The 17,692-nt window shown below is 41.4% G+C and carries 13 protein-coding genes; 10 read left to right on the plus strand and 3 right to left on the minus strand.

The window, feature by feature from the left end; translation table 11 throughout:
* Positions 1-142: 142 nt before the first annotated feature.
* Genes U0033_RS13495 through U0033_RS13505 form a run of 3 tightly spaced genes read right to left on the minus strand, consistent with a single transcriptional unit; the run spans position 143 to position 5,626 of the window.
* Positions 143-3,352 (minus strand): error-prone DNA polymerase, encoded by a 3,210-nt coding sequence (locus U0033_RS13495; protein ID WP_072365643.1) that lies wholly within the window; start codon positions 3,350-3,352, stop codon positions 143-145.
* Complete coding sequence (locus U0033_RS13500; protein WP_072365642.1) at positions 3,349-4,848, minus strand: Y-family DNA polymerase; 1,500 nt, start codon at positions 4,846-4,848, stop codon at positions 3,349-3,351. Before U0033_RS13500 ends, U0033_RS13495 begins: the two co-directional genes overlap by 4 nt.
* Positions 4,841-5,626 carry an ImuA family protein gene (locus tag U0033_RS13505; protein WP_245801873.1) on the minus strand — a complete coding sequence of 262 codons (786 nt, stop codon included), beginning with the start codon at positions 5,624-5,626 and terminating at the stop codon, positions 4,841-4,843. Before U0033_RS13505 ends, U0033_RS13500 begins: the two co-directional genes overlap by 8 nt.
* 354 nt (positions 5,627-5,980) lie before the next feature.
* Here U0033_RS13505 and U0033_RS13510 point away from each other — a divergent pair, with 354 nt between their 5' ends.
* From U0033_RS13510 to U0033_RS33310, 10 genes are all read left to right on the plus strand, one after another.
* Positions 5,981-6,181 carry a hypothetical protein gene (locus tag U0033_RS13510; RefSeq protein WP_072365638.1) on the plus strand — a complete coding sequence of 67 codons (201 nt, stop codon included), beginning with the start codon at positions 5,981-5,983 and terminating at the stop codon, positions 6,179-6,181.
* Positions 6,182-6,266: 85 nt separating this feature from the next.
* Positions 6,267-7,046 carry a hypothetical protein gene (locus U0033_RS13515; protein WP_072365636.1) on the plus strand — a complete coding sequence of 260 codons (780 nt, stop codon included), beginning with the start codon at positions 6,267-6,269 and terminating at the stop codon, positions 7,044-7,046.
* Between the two features lie 212 nt (positions 7,047-7,258).
* Positions 7,259-8,071, plus strand: coding sequence for an abortive infection family protein (locus U0033_RS13520; RefSeq protein ID WP_072365634.1), 813 nt, complete (start codon positions 7,259-7,261; stop codon positions 8,069-8,071).
* An 822-nt stretch (positions 8,072-8,893) separates the two neighbouring features.
* Positions 8,894-11,107 carry an ATP-dependent endonuclease gene (locus U0033_RS13525; protein WP_072365632.1) on the plus strand — a complete coding sequence of 738 codons (2,214 nt, stop codon included), beginning with the start codon at positions 8,894-8,896 and terminating at the stop codon, positions 11,105-11,107.
* Positions 11,088-13,001 carry a UvrD-helicase domain-containing protein gene (locus U0033_RS13530; protein ID WP_083571880.1) on the plus strand — a complete coding sequence of 638 codons (1,914 nt, stop codon included), beginning with the start codon at positions 11,088-11,090 and terminating at the stop codon, positions 12,999-13,001. Before U0033_RS13525 ends, U0033_RS13530 begins: the two co-directional genes overlap by 20 nt.
* A gap of 1,058 nt (positions 13,002-14,059) precedes the next feature.
* On the plus strand, positions 14,060-14,206 hold the full coding sequence (locus U0033_RS33305) for a hypothetical protein (RefSeq protein ID WP_407654244.1): 147 nt from the start codon (positions 14,060-14,062) through the stop codon (positions 14,204-14,206).
* A 13-nt stretch (positions 14,207-14,219) separates the two neighbouring features.
* Complete coding sequence (locus U0033_RS13535) at positions 14,220-14,810, plus strand: hypothetical protein (protein ID WP_072365630.1); 591 nt, start codon at positions 14,220-14,222, stop codon at positions 14,808-14,810.
* 169 nt (positions 14,811-14,979) lie between these two features.
* Positions 14,980-16,053, plus strand: coding sequence for a restriction endonuclease (locus tag U0033_RS13540; protein WP_072365628.1), 1,074 nt, complete (start codon positions 14,980-14,982; stop codon positions 16,051-16,053).
* 186 nt (positions 16,054-16,239) lie between these two features.
* A complete protein-coding gene (locus U0033_RS13545) occupies positions 16,240-16,791 on the plus strand; it encodes a transposase (protein ID WP_326980869.1) in 552 nt (183 codons plus the stop codon).
* A gap of 471 nt (positions 16,792-17,262) precedes the next feature.
* The gene (locus tag U0033_RS33310; RefSeq protein WP_245801874.1) at positions 17,263-17,454 is read left to right on the plus strand and encodes a DUF6527 family protein; all 192 of its coding nucleotides are present in this window, start codon (positions 17,263-17,265) and stop codon (positions 17,452-17,454) included.
* Positions 17,455-17,692 lie beyond the last annotated feature (238 nt).

Raw genomic sequence — 17,692 nt, forward strand, 5'->3', positions numbered from 1 at the left:
CGATTATGAGACCGGTCTGATGCCGGATCATTTATATTTAAAGACTGCAACATATTTTTGCCTTTATCAGTGATCTGGTTTAGGTGCTGTGCCTTCGTCCATCGCAGGCATGGCTTTTTCAAAAATCTGACATGGTAACGAATTACCTGAAATCCCTGGCTTTAGGTATCGATTGCCCTGATGAATTTTCTCCATCCCGCACTGAATGGTTAACGGCAATGAAAGAACCGCCTTTTTCATCTGCGCGTGAAGGCGTTGATACAGCCGGATCACGCTCGTCTGCTGTCAGTTTACGTAATAAGCCCGTAAGATCGCTGCATTTTTCAACAATCAGATGCACGACATTATCCTGCTTTTGAATTCTTCCTTCCGCCATCAGCAGTTTTGAACGGAGGATCTCTTTGCGGAAACGATCGAACAAATTGGCAAATACCACCAGATTACAAAATCCGGTTTCGTCCTCAATCGTGATAAAACATACCCCCTTGGCTGTGCCGGGGCGCTGACGAACTAAAACGAGTCCGGCGACCTTTACATATTTGCCTTCATTTTCCTCCTTTACAGCTTGCGTCGAAAGAATATGCAGCAGGCTAAGTTGTTCACGGATGAATGTCACAGGATGGGCCTTTACAGAAAGTCCCGTAGTGGCATAATCATGTACGACATGTTCAGACTCTTTCATAAAAGGTAGACTAATCTGCTCCTCCCGGCAACTTTCTGATGGCTGCCCCTCAAAGAGGGCCATAGGACGGTCGTGCAGGGATGATACTTCCCAAAGGGCCTTTCTGCGATCCATCCCGATTGACCGAAAGGCATCTGCATCGGCGAGTTTTTCAAGCGCGGCCAGGCCCAGGCCTGCCGACATCATGCTGTTGATGTTTTTATATCCTGGTCCACGCCCCCTTATCAGGGTGTCCGCATCTTCCTCCCTCATCCCCTTAATCTGACGAAATCCAAGCCGCAGGATGTGAAACCGTTCTTTTTTTTCTTCCAGCGTATTGTCCCATGCCGAGTAATTAATATCCGGCTGAAGAACTTTTACACCGTGTTTTTCTGCATCGATCACGATTTGGGCTGGCTGATAAAAGCCCATCGGCAGGCTGTTTAACAGGGCAGCAGCAAAAACATCAGGGTAATAGCATTTCAGCCAGGACGAAACATAAACCAGAAGCGCGAAGCTGGCTGCATGACTCTCGGGAAATCCGTAACTCCCAAATCCTTCAAGCTGTTTGAACACACGTCTGGCAAAATCCTCGGTGTAATTATTATTAATCATTCCGGTTACTAACTTCTTTTCAAATTCACTAACAAGGCCTTTAAACTTAAATGTTGCCATACTTCTCCGCAGCAAATCCGCTTCAGCAGGTGTAAACCCAGCCGCCACAATAGCAATTTCCATCGCCTGTTCCTGGAATAGGGGAACGCCCAAAGTTCGCCCAAGGATTTCTTCAAGCTCTTTCGAAGGGTACTCTATCGTTTCTTCTCCCGTACGGCGTTTCAGGTAAGGATGAACCATGTTGCCTTGTATCGGCCCTGGCCGGACAATAGCCACTTCAATAACCAGATCGTAAAAACAGGTGGGTTTCATTCGCGGAAGCATGTTCATTTGCGCCCGGCTCTCAATCTGAAAAACTCCGATTGTGTCAGCGGCGCTGATCATGTCATATACTTTTACATCATCCTGCGGAATATTGGCAAGGGTAAGATGAAGTTCGTAGTGTTTCTCTACCAGATCAAATGCCTTCCGGATACAGGTCAGCATCCCCAGTGCAAGCACATCTACTTTCAGAAAACCCAGTGCTTCAATATCATCTTTGTTCCATTCTATATTTGTCCTGTCCTCCATACGTGCATTCAGGATTGGACACAGGTCGCTGAGTTTTCCGGAGGTTATGATAAATCCTCCCGTATGCTGACCAAGCTGACGCGGAAACCCCATCATTTGGCTGGTAAGCTGCAATACTTTTAACAGCGCAGGCTCGCTGGGATTGAGGCCCTGCTCAGCGATCCGCTGCTCCTCGAATCCGTCCGGAGAATCCCAGATCGCCCCCGAGAGCCGGTCAATAGTGTCTTTTGAAAGGCCCATTGCTTTTCCTACGTCACGGATGGCCCCCTTCCGACGCTGCTGGGTGACAGTAGCAACGATTGCGGCTCTGTTCCTTCCATATTTGTTATAGATGTACTGAATAATTTCTTCGCGCCTCTCGTGCTCAAAATCCACATCAATGTCTGGTGGCTCGTTCCGTGCCTCCGACATAAACCTGGCGAACAGAAGTTTGAATTTCATGGGATCGACCGAAGTAATCCCCAGACAATAGCATACCGCCGAATTGGCGGCAGATCCGCGACCCTGACATAAAATCCCCCTGTCACGCGCCTCCCGTACATAATCGTAAACTGTTAAAAAGTAATTCTCGTATTGTTGCTTTTCAATGAACTGAAGTTCCTTTTCCAGCAAGTCCCTTACCTTTTCAGGAACTTGCTTTCCGTAGCGCTCCCGCGCACCCTTCCAGGTCAACTCCTTCAGCTCCTGATAAGGCGTTTTTCCCGGACTACAAATTTCTTCGGGATATACATATTTAAGGTCGCTAAGTGAAAAAGTACAGGCCCCGGCAATTTCCAGTGTACGCTCCAGGGCATGGGAATATTGCAGAAAAAGGCGTTCCATTTCGTCCACCGGCTTAAGGAACCGCTCGGCATTTTGATGCAGACGGTAACCTGCTGTAAAAATAGTGCACTTCTCCCGCACGCAGGTCAGCACATCCTGCAGCTCACGCCGCTCATGCTCATGATAATAAACGTCATTGCTAGCAACCATCGGAATACCTGTTTCATTGATCCTGAACAGGCGTTTCACATCCTGGCCTGTATACAGCCGGTTTGCAGCGATATACAGTCTCCTGCCAAGTTTCTCTTGATATTCTCTCATTCCGGAAGTGAATGCGGGATCAAACTCAAAATCTTCATTCAGCTTTTCAGGAGGGATCAGTACATATAATATCCGTCCTCCGCAGGCGTAAACATCTGCCTTAAAAAGAAGGCATTTTCCCTTCTCCGTTCGCAGGTTCCCCAGGCTCAAAAGGCCGGACAGACGCTCGTAATCCTCCTTATCTGTAGGATAAGCAAGCAAACTGGGGCCGTCCTGGAGGTCGAGGCGACAGGCAGGAATGAACTTAATCCCTTTTGCTTTGGCCGCTACATGGGCACGGACGATACCCGCAAGAGTATTTCTATCGGTCAGCGCAATGGCCGCATAACCTAGTTCAGCAGCACGGAATACGAGTTCCTCGGGGTGTGATGCTCCCCTTAGAAAACTAAAATTGCTTGTAGTCTGAAGTTCTGCGTAACTCATGCGAAAAACCCGTGAATGAACCATTGATTCTTTTTGTTCCCGTCATAATAACCCGAGCGGAACAGCCAGTAACGCTTTCCATCCTCGTCCTCAACCACAAAATAATCCCGGTGTTCTCCCTCATCCATCCACCATTCCCGTTCTATCCGTTCGGGGCCGTCTGCCTTTTTAACCTGGTGCCGCCTTCCCTTGTAAATAAACAGAATGGGCGGGTAGTCGGGAATCGGTGCCATCACCTCGATCGGTTCCGGCCTGCCTAGCAGCCATACCGGACGGGTGATATCCTCCCGCCAGCCCGAGGTCGGCTGTGCCCTCAGGTCATCCACCCTCTCAAATGACCGCTCCGGCCAGTAATGCTCCTGCGGCAAAAAACGGTGAATATGATCTGCTCCGAATTTGCCTGCAAGGCGGTCAAGGAGTTCACTAATGGCAGAAGTGTTCAGTCCTGAATCAGACCAGAAAGCATGTTGACCGGGCTTGATCTTTTCAACCTTTCTTGCTTCCAACAGAAATAGTTCTATGCCAAGTCCGGGCGCGATCTGGCCGATCTTGAGTTCGAGTAACTTAAAGAGGTGCCCGGGCTGGTCAGAGGGTAATCCCGTACCCACCTCTACCTGCTGCTGTTCACCATCTACCCGGTAACACCGGAGCACAGCCTGTCTGATTCCCAGTCCCTGTGCAGCTAACCGGCTGCAAAGCTTTTCCAGCAGAGTGCTGGCAGCGATCTCAATCCCTACCCTGGTACTTATCGGTTCAAGACATGGAAGCCGCTCTTCCCAGGCTTTCTGAAGCTTCAGCGGCAGCAAATATTCTTCCGCCTGGCCCAGTGCCTGGGCGATCCTCAGAAGCAGATGTTCTCCAAACCTCCGGCGCAGCATCGGCCTGGGGAAATGGATAAATGAACTGATGTGGTAGAAACCCAGCTTGTAAAACTTTTCAGCAACAGCCTTCTCCGGACGCAGGGAGGCCGGAGGTAAAGGCAGCAAGGCCTTTAGCTGTTCTCCCGGAACAACGATCCGCTGACCCTCAGAAAAACGGGCTATTGCCCAGGCGCAACCGGCTGTGTCAGCGATGGCAACGCGGTTAGTGTACCCAAAAGCATTGAGTTTATATGTTATTTCTGAAAGGTATTTGTCTTCTCCCGCCCACAAATGTGCACATCCGCTGGCATCGATCAGAAGCCCGTCCGGCAAATCAATGGCCACCACAGGGCTGAAACGAATGCACCATTCACCTATCCCCCTGAGTAACTTTTCATTCTGGCCCGCAGGCTCGTCCACCACCAGAAGCCCCGGAACAAGTGCTTTTGCATCCGTTGCGGCCATCCCCATATCAACGCCTGCCTTACGGGCAGCCTCGTTCGCGGCACTGACCATCAGCCTGCCATGATCCGAAATGACAAAAACCAGTGGCATACGTTTGCTGGCAGGCTGCTTTCGCTCGTACCAGTCTGTCAGCAGGAACGGAAACCAAATAGACACATACCTTCTATGCATACTTCCGTTTTACAGAGGCTTCTACAGCATCCTGCTGCTGGAACACCTTGAATTTCCCTTTCGACCATTCTACCTCACAGCTTGCCGGATTTCCGTTGCGTACTTTCAATAATTCTGCCCGCCAGCGGGGAAAACCGACGCCCGGAAGATCTCCTTTTGTTTGACTGGCGATAGAGGTGACCAACCACCGGGCAACGCAAGCGGTCTGAGTTATTTTCTGAGGATCGCTCCTTATGATAAAAGAAGTCACTTTGCTTCGCTCACAAACCAGCTGAAGCCTCCGCGACTGGTTGAATGAAACCTCCCCCAGTTCGCAAATCACCGCAGCCATTCCCTGACATTTCAGGGCCTCTTCCGTCGCCCACAATATGTCTTTCTCCGAATTCACGTCAACAAAAAGGATTCTGTCCGGACTAATGCCATAAAGGCTCAATCCTGGAGGAAACAGCTTCCTTGATTTGCTCACCCACAAACAACCGCTTCCATTTTTCATCAGTGTTTTCAGAAGCCCGCTGATGAAACCTCCCGTAGCAGCCGCATCTTCCTGCGTTGCGCAGATAAACTCGTGAACAGCTCCTACAGGAAATATCTGGTTTGGAAACGCCGCTTCCACAGGCCCCAGTCCGATCAGGCCAGCACCTATTGCCTTAGCCGGTTTGAAACCCTCCCAGCACAAAATATCCCGTTGAAGTTTTGCGATAACTTCACTTTTCGAAACCCTATTCATCGAAACAAAAGTAATGCTAAAATTATTAGTTTTTGCTAAATTTTTTGGCAAAAAAATACTTTTATTAACTTAGTTTAAGGCCATCTGAGCAAAAATTTTCTTTTCTTATCTCCTATGTAATTATTTTAAATAATTTAGTAATGATGGCTTAGAATTTCCTAAGCCATCATTACTAAATTGTTCTAGGCCCATTACTGAACCGCTCAGTCAGGAGACCATTTATAGTCTATTACAGCTTGGGAAATTTAACACCATAGGAACCCTTTTGAACGAGAATCGTCAGACGATTAGTTCCGATCCAAGCTTAGAACATGCTATCAATACTTTCATGATAGAATTGTTTAGACATGTTCAAGCGAACGGTCTAGATTCTGAACTTCGTACAGATCTTGACTTTCTAATATTATGCATGCAGAAGGCTATTACACATTCAAAGATGAACATGTTCTTAAGGTTTTGGGCACGCTATGGAACAGAACAACAGAAAACACCTGGTATAAAGTCGCTGTTAATTACCCTAACGACCCGGTTCGCAAGGAAATTATTGCCCGAGTTCAGCAATATTTATTAGAAAGAGCTCAAGCCGAGTTACAACTTTTCAAATAGGAATGTGAACTGCATATAACTTATCTGAGAAAAAGTGAGTTGGAGTTTGAAATAATTATGCTTAGTCAACTTTAAGACGCTTTATATGAGTAAAGACGATAATTATGATTACGACGAAGAGACTTATATTCCAGTTTACAGACCGTTAAAGGAAATTGAGCAATATGAACTTGTCAATGCTCTTGGCCGTTTGACTTTTTTTAAGGACGATTCGTTTCTTCGTATGCAAGCTCATAATTTGGCACTTGTAGACCTGTTTTTGATGGATTTGGAATACAAGATATTAGCTGAGCTGATCGAAACAGAAAGAACACCTTTAGAGGCAATGTTTCTGTCTGCTCAATCTCAAATGTGGATTTTTTCAATATATGAGTTAATGAGAACATGGAAGCAACGAGTTTCTGAAATCGTCAAATGGTCTAAAGCTGGAGGGTTAGAGTTAAAGATAAAATATTACGAAGAAATGGGATACAATCAACAAGGACGACTACGACGTGCAAAGCAGCTCAAGCAAGTATTGGCAGACAAGTCTATTGTTGGAGCGATAGAAAATGATCTAAGACTCATTCATGTTGTTTATAGCAGACTAGAGGCAATCCGTGTATTGATGGCAAAGCATGAGTTAGTAGGCAATCCTAAATCTGTGGCTTTTATGCCTGGTTATGGGCGTATAAATCGCTGGTGTGGATCGTTAGATTACGAACTAGAAAATGAAACTGCTATTATTGGGTATATCAGCCGTCGCGACATAGCCGATGAAGTACGCGGTCTTATCAAGGCGACCCCTATGTCAGAAGAAGATGTTAAAGCATTTGATTTATATATGCGCGGCCCCAAGCCTAATAAACTAAAAGACCTTTTTTGAATAACTTTCGACGCAAATCGGCTCTTGGTTGGCATTTGCCGATAAGCCGAGGGGGCGCTGCCGCCGCGGGCCCCTCCTTCTCCCCCGGCGGGGTTTCAAACAATGGTGTATTAACATATAAGTGCTGTGTTTCTATTTCTTCTTCAAGGTTTTGTGGATTTCAATAGAAATACGGGATATTCACTATCTATAAGCTCACTATAATACTCAACATGGCAGAAATTTCATTCATCGAAAAAAGGGCTATCGAAGCATTCCTGGATATGGGGTCAGGATATGTGCTTAATTTTTCGGATAGGACTTTCCAAGATTTTGTTTTTAGTACAACAGGTATTGATGTCTCAGTCAAAAAATATAAAGAAGGTGGTACATCGAAAGCAAATCGCCTTCGAACCTTCATGAAATTGGAACCAGATGTTGTCGTCGGGAAGCTATTTAAAGAGTTATATCAATATAAGGTCACCGAAGATAGGCTACAGGAACGTGAAACAAATGTTGCTGAAGCTGAAGAGTTTGATAAGGTAGCTAATCGCTTACTTGAAGGCAGAGTTGTCGATAATATTGATGCAATTCAGGCTAATAATGATGATAAAGATTTCCATCAGCTGGCGAAATTGATTAAAGAAAGCATCGAAAAAAATCAACCCGAGGCTGCTTTAGATAGGCTTCATACCTTTATGATTAAGTTCTTAAAGGAGCTATGTAGAAGTCACGGAGTTTCGTTTGATAAAGATGATACGGTAAATGCATTATTTGGAAAATACATGAAAGCTGTTAAAGCGAAGGGATGGATTTCATCTCCAATGGCCGAGAAAATTGTTCAATTTTCCTTTCAGGTAATTGATGCATTTAATGACATACGTAATAATAAAAGCTTTGCTCACGACAACCCAGTTTTGAACTATGATGAAAGCGTACTGATCTTTTCTAATGTGTCTGCAACAGTGAAATTTCTACAATCGCTGGAGTCGAAAAATAAAAACGTTGCAGTTGCAGAAGCTAAACCAGATTGGGGGCAATTTTAGCTTTGAGCTGTCAAAATGTCGGACTGGACAATTTGTCGAAAGCAACTAAATCCTGTGCAAAATTGTTAGCCCAATTTCCTACCTTCACTACAGAAAGAGAATCATCATCTGTCCGATGTTTGTTCTCTCTTTTTGTTAGGTTAAACCCGCGCCAATTCAGCACTTATACGTAAAATTATCGTTTGAAACGCAAGGGCCGTAATGGTCGTAACCGGGAGGGGTGGCCAAATCTTTCACATATTGAATTGATATGGGACTAAATGAGTATCCGCCCCCAAGCGCTCAAATCTGACATAAGTACATGGATATGGTGATGTTAGGACAATTATTCCTTAACACTCAAAAGCTCCTTTACTACGATGAAAAGGTGTGAGTGACAACACAAGATATCATCTTATTGTTAAGATCTGCTCCCAATGGACATTGAGAGCAATCCGAAATATCATGGACGATATTCTTGCAAAACAGCCACCAGATTATAAAAAACTGAAGAAATTACTATTTATTCGTATCTGACCAGATAGAGCTAAACTGGCAGCAGGTTCTTTGTTGTTAGTACTGCAGATCTATTACTGGCTGGTAACAAAGAGCTATTTGACCATAATGGGGAATAGATCCGATACACAATTTATATTCCGATATCTGAGACATTAAGAAGGGTAAATCGATTCGGTGTAAAAATGAAAAATAACAGATCGGCAACTTATTCAGCAGACCCTAATTAGATTTATCATTGTTCGAGTTTTTAAGTCTTAAAGGGGCGTTTTAGTTTACAGGATTATTATTATATTTATTATTGTTATATAGCCACTAAGCCACATTATGAAGATTGACTTCGTACACATCCTCAATTTCCGTAAGCTTAAGTCATGTAGAATTGATTTGACAAATAAGGAAACAATTTTTGTTGGGGCAAATAATAGCGGTAAGACTTCCGCAATGGATGCTTTAATTACCTTTTTTCGATCAAGATCCCTTACAACCAGAGATTTTACCCTCTCAAACTGGAGAGATATTAAAAAGATTGGGGAAAATTGGGAAACGGAAACAGACCCTAATATCCTAGATTTAAATATTGTTCAATGGGCTCCGTATCTCCCGTCTCTGGATATTTGGCTAAATGTCGAACCGGCTGAAATCCATTATGTAAGTCATTTGATTCCAACATTGGATTGGAGTGGAGGTCCATTGGGAGTAAGGTTAAGATATGAGCCTAAGGATGTGAAAATTTTGTATAAGAATTATATTGAAGAATGGAGTAACAGTCGTGCACTAACGGCAAAAGGAAACGGGAAACTGAAAATCTGGCCTAAGGATATTTGGGATTATTTAGATAGGGACACAGTTATGAGCTCGCAATTTACAATTAAGGCATACTTACTTGATCCTTCAAATATAAATGGAGAACAACAATTAGGCCCAGATGCACAGGCAATTGAGGCCTCTGCATTTAATGGCCTTATTCGGATTGACATTATAAATGCTCAAAGGGGATTTTCAGATGTAAATACGGAATCAGGTGAAATATCGTCCAATCGAAATTTATCCACACAGTTTCGGGCATATTATGACAAACATCTTAATCCAGTATTAAAACCTACGGAAACAGATCTGAACGCTATAGAATCGATTGAGGCTACTAAACAACTTTTTGATAAAAACCTAAGGAAAAGTTTTGAGGCTTCATTGAGCGAGTTAGAAGAATTAAACATTCCTGGCTTTGACAATCCCGCAATTGTCCTTTCCAGCCAGCTCCGGACAGCTGAGATGCTTAATCATAATTCAGCGTTGTTATTTAAGCTTGACGACAATCATGAATTAAGTCTTCCTGAAAACTATAATGGCTTAGGATACCAAAACCTTATCTCTATCATTTTTAAACTTATTCGTTTTAGAGATGATTGGATGCAAGTAGGGAAAGTGGCCAAGCAAATGGATTTAAACGGAAATGGTCCTGGATTCGAGCCACTACATCTTGTTTTGATTGAAGAACCAGAAGCCCATCTACATGCTCAGGTCCAACAGATATTCATTAGGAAAGCTTATGACAAACTAAGAAACCACGCAAACCTTAAAGAAAAGAAAGATTTTAGTACTCAACTGGTAATTAGTACGCATTCGAATCATATTGCGCATGAAATCGATTTTGCAGCATTAAGGTATTTTAAACGTCAAAAGGGGAAGAATGGTGAAATCAATACCTCTACTGTGGTCAACCTTTCTGAAACATTTGGAACAGTAGATGACACAACACGATTTGCTATCAGATATCTTAAAACTACCCATTGTGATTTATTTTTCGCAGATGCAGTTATTCTGGTAGAAGGGCCGGCCGAGAAAATGCTAGTTCCGTTTTTTTTAAAGAAGCATCCATGTCTCGGTGCCTGCTACATCTCTATTCTTGAAATAGGAGGCAGTCATGCACATAGACTGAAACCGCTGATTGAAAAACTAGGCATCATCACACTCATTATTACAGATATTGACACGGTAGATCCCGGTTCAAATGGGCAAAAGCAACGAACAGAAAAAGGAAAAGGGTTTAAGTCAGGAAATTTTACCTTGGGAAGATGGATACCTGGAAAACAGGAGATTGATGTATTATTGGAACTTTCACCTTTGGCAAAAGAGCATCCAGAATACCCAATTAGGGTAGCATATCAGAATGCCTTGACTTTCAAGGAGGCAGATAAAGACGTATTTATTTATCCATATACATTTGAGGATTCTTTGGTATTGGAAAATGTATGCTTGTTTAAAAAAATAACTAAAGCTTCCGGACTTTTAGCTAAAATGATTAATGCCGCAAATGAACGCACCATTAACGCTGCTGCGGAAAAAATGTTCAAAGAAATAACTAAAGAAAATGCGATGAAAGCAGAGTTTGCATTAGAGTTGTTGTTTTTGCAAGAACCTGAACGACTAAAAATCCCAATATACATAAATGAGGGCCTAATGTGGTTGGAAAATAAATTACTTGCCAACAAGCAAGGCTTTAATTTAATAACCGTTGAAGATGAGCATAATGGAAAATAAATCTAATGAGATGGATGCCTGGGTCGATAATGCCATTTCCGACTATATTACTCCAGGGCAGTATAAAAGTTTCTTTCTATTTGCCGGAGCTGGTTCTGGTAAAACAACAACCCTAATTAATGTTCTTGAATATTTTAAAATTACTCATAAAGACAAGTTTTTACTTAGACGAAAAAAGATTGCTGTAATCACATATACTAATGCTGCTGTTGATGAAATAACTCGCCGATTAAAGTTTGACTCAATATTTCAAATTAGTACGATTCATAGTTTTTCATGGGATCTAATTAAGCCCTTCACTGAGGATATTAGGAAGTGGGTTAGAGAAAATTTAAATGAAGAGATCGCCGATTTGGAACAAGAGCAAAGTAAAAGTAAAAATCCACAGAACAAGACATCCATAGATAGGGCAAGACGTATTGAAGCAAAAACCAAGCGATTGGTTGAGTTAAATGATATTGTGAAATTTACGTATAATCCCAACGGTGATAATGTTCATAAAGATTCCCTGGATCACACAGAGGTATTAGCAATGACCGCTTACTTTATTAGTAATAAAATTTTGATGCGACAATTGGTAGCAACTAAATATCCGATTTTGCTAATAGATGAAAGCCAGGATACGAAAAAAGAGCTTATTGATGCAATTTTTGAAATGCAACAAGCGATGCCTGAGCATATATGTGTTGGGCTATTTGGAGATACTATGCAACGGATATATCTTGATGGGAAAGAAAACTTGCAAAATGCCATCCCAATGAACTGGCAAACTCCACATAAAACATTGAATCATCGTTCTCACAAACGAATTGTAGATCTTATTAATAATATACGAAAGAATGTTGACAATAAAAGTCAGTTATCCAGAGAGGAAAAAGATGGCGGAACTGTTCGACTATTTATCTGTAATCGTAACTCTGAAAAATTCGAACTTGAGAAGATAATAGTTGGAAGAATGGCAGAGATTACAAAAGATCAACTTTGGAATGACGACAAGGATGTACCTGGTAACTCAAATGTAAAGACACTGATCCTTGAACACCATATGGCGGCCAGGCGAATGGGCTTCTTTGATTTTTTTGAAGCACTACACGAAATACCACGTTATCATACCGGATTACTTAATGGCTCGTTGCCTGGTGTTTCTATTTTTACTAAAGTTATTTTGCCATTACTACATGCATACAGATGTAATGATAAGTATGAATTAACTAAAATACTAAAAAAGAATAGCCCATTATTAGATTCCAAATTATTAAAGCAAAGTGAAGACCAAATTAAGAATTTGAAGATATGTAAGGAAGCAGTTGATGCCTTGCTTCAATTATGGTCAGAACGGAGAGATCCCACAATACTGGATGTATTGGAAAATATTCTAGGATCCGGATTATTTATTATTCCTGAAAGCTATTATCCCATTATCGCAAGGCCGAAAAATGATGATAAGAATATAGAAAAAAATGAGTCAGATAAAGAATTCGTATCCTCCAATGAGGAATTGTTGGCCTGGGAAAATGCATTGAGTCAGCCTTTTTCCCAAATAGAGAGATACAATGATTACCTTTCGGAAAATTCAAAATTTGGCACTCATCAGGGCGTGAAAGGACTTGAGTTTCCTCGAGTCATGGTCATTATTGATGATGAAGAGGCCCGAGGATTTCTTTTTAGCTATGATAAACTATTTGGTGCAAAGGAGATGTCTGCTACTGATCTGAAGAATAAAGAAGCAGGAAAGGATACGGGTATTGATAGGACTAATAGATTATTTTATGTGGCATGTAGCCGCGCCTGCGACGGTTTAGCGATCGTTTGTTACACAGATAATCCGGGAGCAGTGAAAAAAAGTGCTTTGACATATAACTGGTTCCTGGAAAGTGAAATAGAAATAATGTAGAAGGGAGCATTATACATAGGAACTCTTTCATTATTCCTTTTCTTAAATTTATTCAATGATTGACGTAGAATTAGTTATCATTATACCAATCCTAGTCACCAATAAATAGCAAAGCCATCATTATTCAATAGTTCGGTAAGTTTTTCCTCAGCTTCGCTGTGGAAAAACTTACCGAACTATGTGCATCCAGCGAAGGTGGACATGTTCAATGGGAGTTAGTTCCATCAGGGTAATAGCCAGAACCCTGTAACTAAGTAGCAGGAGGGAAGGAAACTGAACTCCCGAAGCCTACAGATAAAGCCATGTAAAGCATGGTTAGTGGGTTACCAGGCCGTAATATTCATGAACGCAGAAGTAGCCTCGTAAGTAAGTTAATGTCCAATGGCCGAGCCTTTATAGTTCAGGCGAAGGCAATATGTCTCTCCGAAATTGGCTGACACAGGAAACGACACATTGGCGGGGTGATAGCGACAGTATGGTAACAAGGACATGTACCGCAACTGGAGACCCCCTCCTCATCCCGGAAGAAATCTCCGGAGGCATTCGGCTCTATAACCAAATAGGGAAATGAGTCGAAAGGTGAGAGGGAGTCGGATAGGGTAAAAGTAGCAATGATGTTACTGAAAGGTAGCAGAGCGAAGTACCCTTACTAATAACAAATCTTTTAACAACGAGAGGCAAAGGCGCAATGATAAAAACGTCTATAAAATTGCAGGATCTTAGAAGAAATATATATATTAAGTCGAAGGCCGAACCAGACCATCGCGTCTGGGGATTGTAAGTACATGTATGTAAAATTGAGACGCTTAGAGAAGTAAAAGGAAACTTAATGAGTTACTGACTGTACCTTATTACCTGTTTAAATTTACCCGTCTATTTCAATTTCGACACAACGTATCGTCAGGCCGGTTATTAACCCGTTGACAATCCCGAACCTTTAGTATTTTCGCTGAATGAAAACGATATTCACTTGTGCAATCGCCGACTTATTTTGCCTGGCGCTTATATCCTAGGGCTTTGAAGGACACGGGGCGGTAGCTACTATTGCCCAAAATCACCTGACCAGCAAAGCTGCTTATGTAGTATCCGCTTATCTGCAGAGGCAACCAATGGATGCCGTAAGTACCTGGGCGGACGAAAACAGTGATCCTAAAACCGCCCCGTGGCATTTGATTAATTTGCTCCTTGGTCTTAACCATAAATAAAAAATAGAATGTTATGGATAATAATATTTTGAAGTATTTTAATGCTGCCTTATTGGATGTTGAGGCAATTTGTAGACGTGAAATCTCTAATTACTTGGAATCTTTAAATTATGCAAGTAAACGGGATTACGACATAGTCCATTTTGAGCCAACAATTCCCGATACGGAAGATGATATCGAAGATGCAATCAATGCACATATAGATATTTATGCTGGTGAAAGCCTTGAAAATTTTGAGAATTTAAAACATGAATTAATTGATTACTGTAAGAAAATAGACCTAACGATTGATCCTGACTTACCTCTTTATAAATTCAAGGAAGAAATGCGAATTGCTTTACATAAGCTTTCAAGATATGAAATGTTAAAAATCGGATTATTTGGCCATCCGGTTTCGATTGAAGAAGCGGCGAAGCAAAAAGAGCAATTGATATCATTATTTCTAATGTCAATTGAACGAGGCGCACTCGAATCGTTGCTGCATACTATTGGTAAACCCGACCTGATACCTTTAGACACAAACCATCAACAAATATCAAATAAGTTTCCAAAACTGGTTGCGTTGATTAAGGAGAAATACTTACAGTATCACACATTAAATTAAGATTAAAAGTTTTTTTGCCTAAAGAAAATCCGTTAATTATTCGACCGTAAAGGAAACATCGTCAAAAAAATTCAGGTAGAAAAGAAGCTTCGAAGCCTACGCAGTTGATTATTTTATGAATTGAAACTGTTAGCTTGCCGAAATTTAATAATTTTACATATTTAGTAATATGATTTACAACGCTGAAGACGTTATTTTTGATCAGCTCAGTTCTACCGAGTTTGAGCGATTGTGCTATGAATTACTATTTAGGCTAGGGTATCGTCAACTGACATGGCGACAAGGTGGCGCAGATAACGGCCGCGACATTGAAGGTATTTGGACAGTAGAAACCCCATTGAGTGTTGAGGACTGCCGGTGGTTCTTTGAGTGTAAACATTATACAGCGGGCGTTCCCCCGGAACAACTTACCTCCAAGATAGCCTGGGCAGATGCCGAACAACCTGCATGCCTTGTAATCCTTATTTCTTCTTATCTGACGAATAATGCACGTAACTGGCTCGATCAGATCAGAGTACAAAAACGCTACCGTATCCTAGTCATCGAAGGGCCTGAGCTAAAAAGGTTAATCATTCGTTTCCCGGCGCTTATCGAACAGCATTTTGCGACTAACCGCTACGAGAAATTATTGTTAGATGCCCGTAGGCACCATAATGAATACAGGATCGCACTCAGTTATGATCTGTTATATGCTTTGTCCAAGCACCTGAGTCCATCTAAATTAACTATAAACGATCTGGGCTTTTTATTCATTGGACTTTACGGTCAGTATAAACATTTTGAAGACAGGAATGACTATTATGGGAACTTCCATCCAAAAGTAATGACGCCTTTTTATGATAGACTTCGCGAATTGGCTACCAAAACAGCGATTGAAGTATTTGTTCAGTATCGGGGCAATTATGATTACCTCGACGGAAGTGGTTTTTGGGACGACATGGAAAGTTGGACACCTGGTATGGAGGGAGAAAGCGAAGCAGCTTATGAATATAGTAGGTTACATTTAAATTATCGAGGACCCTCCACCACATGGGCGATAGGTCATTATTTATTTTTTCGTATTCCAACGGGGGAGGCTTTTGAAATATTCTGTATTGAAGATTCGGAATTCTCCACCAGTGCCCGATATTATCCGAAAGTTAACACTTCAACGGTTGATGAATTGTGTATAGAAGCGACAGATGAATTCCGCGCTCTATTAAAGAAATATGCACTAGTTTTTCGTCGTCCACCGAACGAATAAAACAATGAAGTTGTTTAGTCTTTATTGAATTGTCTTTATACAAACACGAAACCCAGGAATAGTTGATCTTTGTTTTGCGAACAAAAAGATACTACCCTGGAAATCATAAGCGAAGGTATAATAAGAAAATGGATATTGCCGCATTTAAGTATAAGGAAGCGAGGATATAAGTCAAAAGTGGATTTGGTGAAAGTAGTAAGCTTGATATTAGAACGGTTAAAAACGGGCTGTCAGTGGCGAGAATTAAGTATTAAGGAATATTTCCCCAATGGTGAAATTACGTGGCAAGGCGTGTATTACTACTTTAATAAATGGAGCAGCGATGGATCGTGGAAACTTATCTGGATAAATCTTTTAAACGAAAATCGCCAAACCCTTGATTTGTCTTCGATTCAATTAGATGGTAGTCATACAACATCCAAGCGAGGAGGCGATGCAGTAGGCTATCAGGGTCGAAAATTATGCAAAACGAGTAATAGTTTGTTTTTGAATGACAATCAAGGCCAGATACTTAGTGTAAGCGAGCCACAATCCGGCAATCATAATGATCTTTATAATATTGTTTCAACTTTTGAAGAAATGCTAACCACCCTCGAAGAGGCTACAATAAATACGAAAGGATTGTTCTTAAATGCAGATGCAGGCTTTGATGGAGGAGAATTCAGGGAATACTGTATGGAAAAGGAATTGGAAGCTAATATCGCTACCAATTCCCGTAATAGCAAGCAAACCAAGTGAGTCATATCAATACTTTGATGATCAATTATATAAAAGACGCTACAAGATCGAACAAGCAAATGCCTGGACGGATAGCTTCAAAGCATTAATAATTAGATTTGAAACAAAAGCGGCTAACTGGATAGCATTACAATGGATCGCAATCTTAGTCCTCTTTTTAAAAAAATTAAAAGACTAAACAACTTCAATATTTTGTGACATTATTATCACTTTCGGCAAATAAATAGTACCATTATTATTCCGTGGTAGATATTTATTTCTCGTCTTCCCTGGCGCTCAACCTAAGAAAGATTTGCAAAGGGTTACAGAGCCATATCAATCCTTTTACAATTGATGAAGTTTTAGACATGAGAATCCGATACTACAAGATTTCAATTCCCTGGAAGAGCTGTGCGCGTGGCATGTGCAACCTTATTGATACAGAAAAAGAAATGCTTCTCATATTAGCTTTTTGTAGGCCAATCTGACGGGATTAACTTCTCTTGTCCGTTCTTTGGCCAACGGTATTTTGTAGCATTTACAAATCTTGCGTCATTCTTTAAGTTAACTTATGATGGTGAGACAGTTTCATTGCACCCATCTATAGGTAATTGGCAATTTAATTGCAAGTCTCATTATTGGATCAATAAGGACGTAATAAGATTTGCACCTTCAGATGATTAAAAGATGTCTCCATTAAGAAAATGGTTTAACCAATTTAAGCCAAAAGGTAAAAAATGAAATTGAAATGCTTTATAGTTAAAAGTGATTGATGGAAACGACATAGGTTTATTGATTTCATGCTACAGTGTGGACTGGAAATAATATCGAAAAAATACTAGGTGGCAACTGGTTGAAATTGGTGATTAGTATCACAGCAGTAATACTTTGCATTGGTCAACCTCCACCCGGTATTGCACAT

It is taken from the genome of Chitinophaga sancti, assembly GCF_034424315.1.
Lineage (GTDB): Bacteria > Bacteroidota > Bacteroidia > Chitinophagales > Chitinophagaceae > Chitinophaga > Chitinophaga sancti.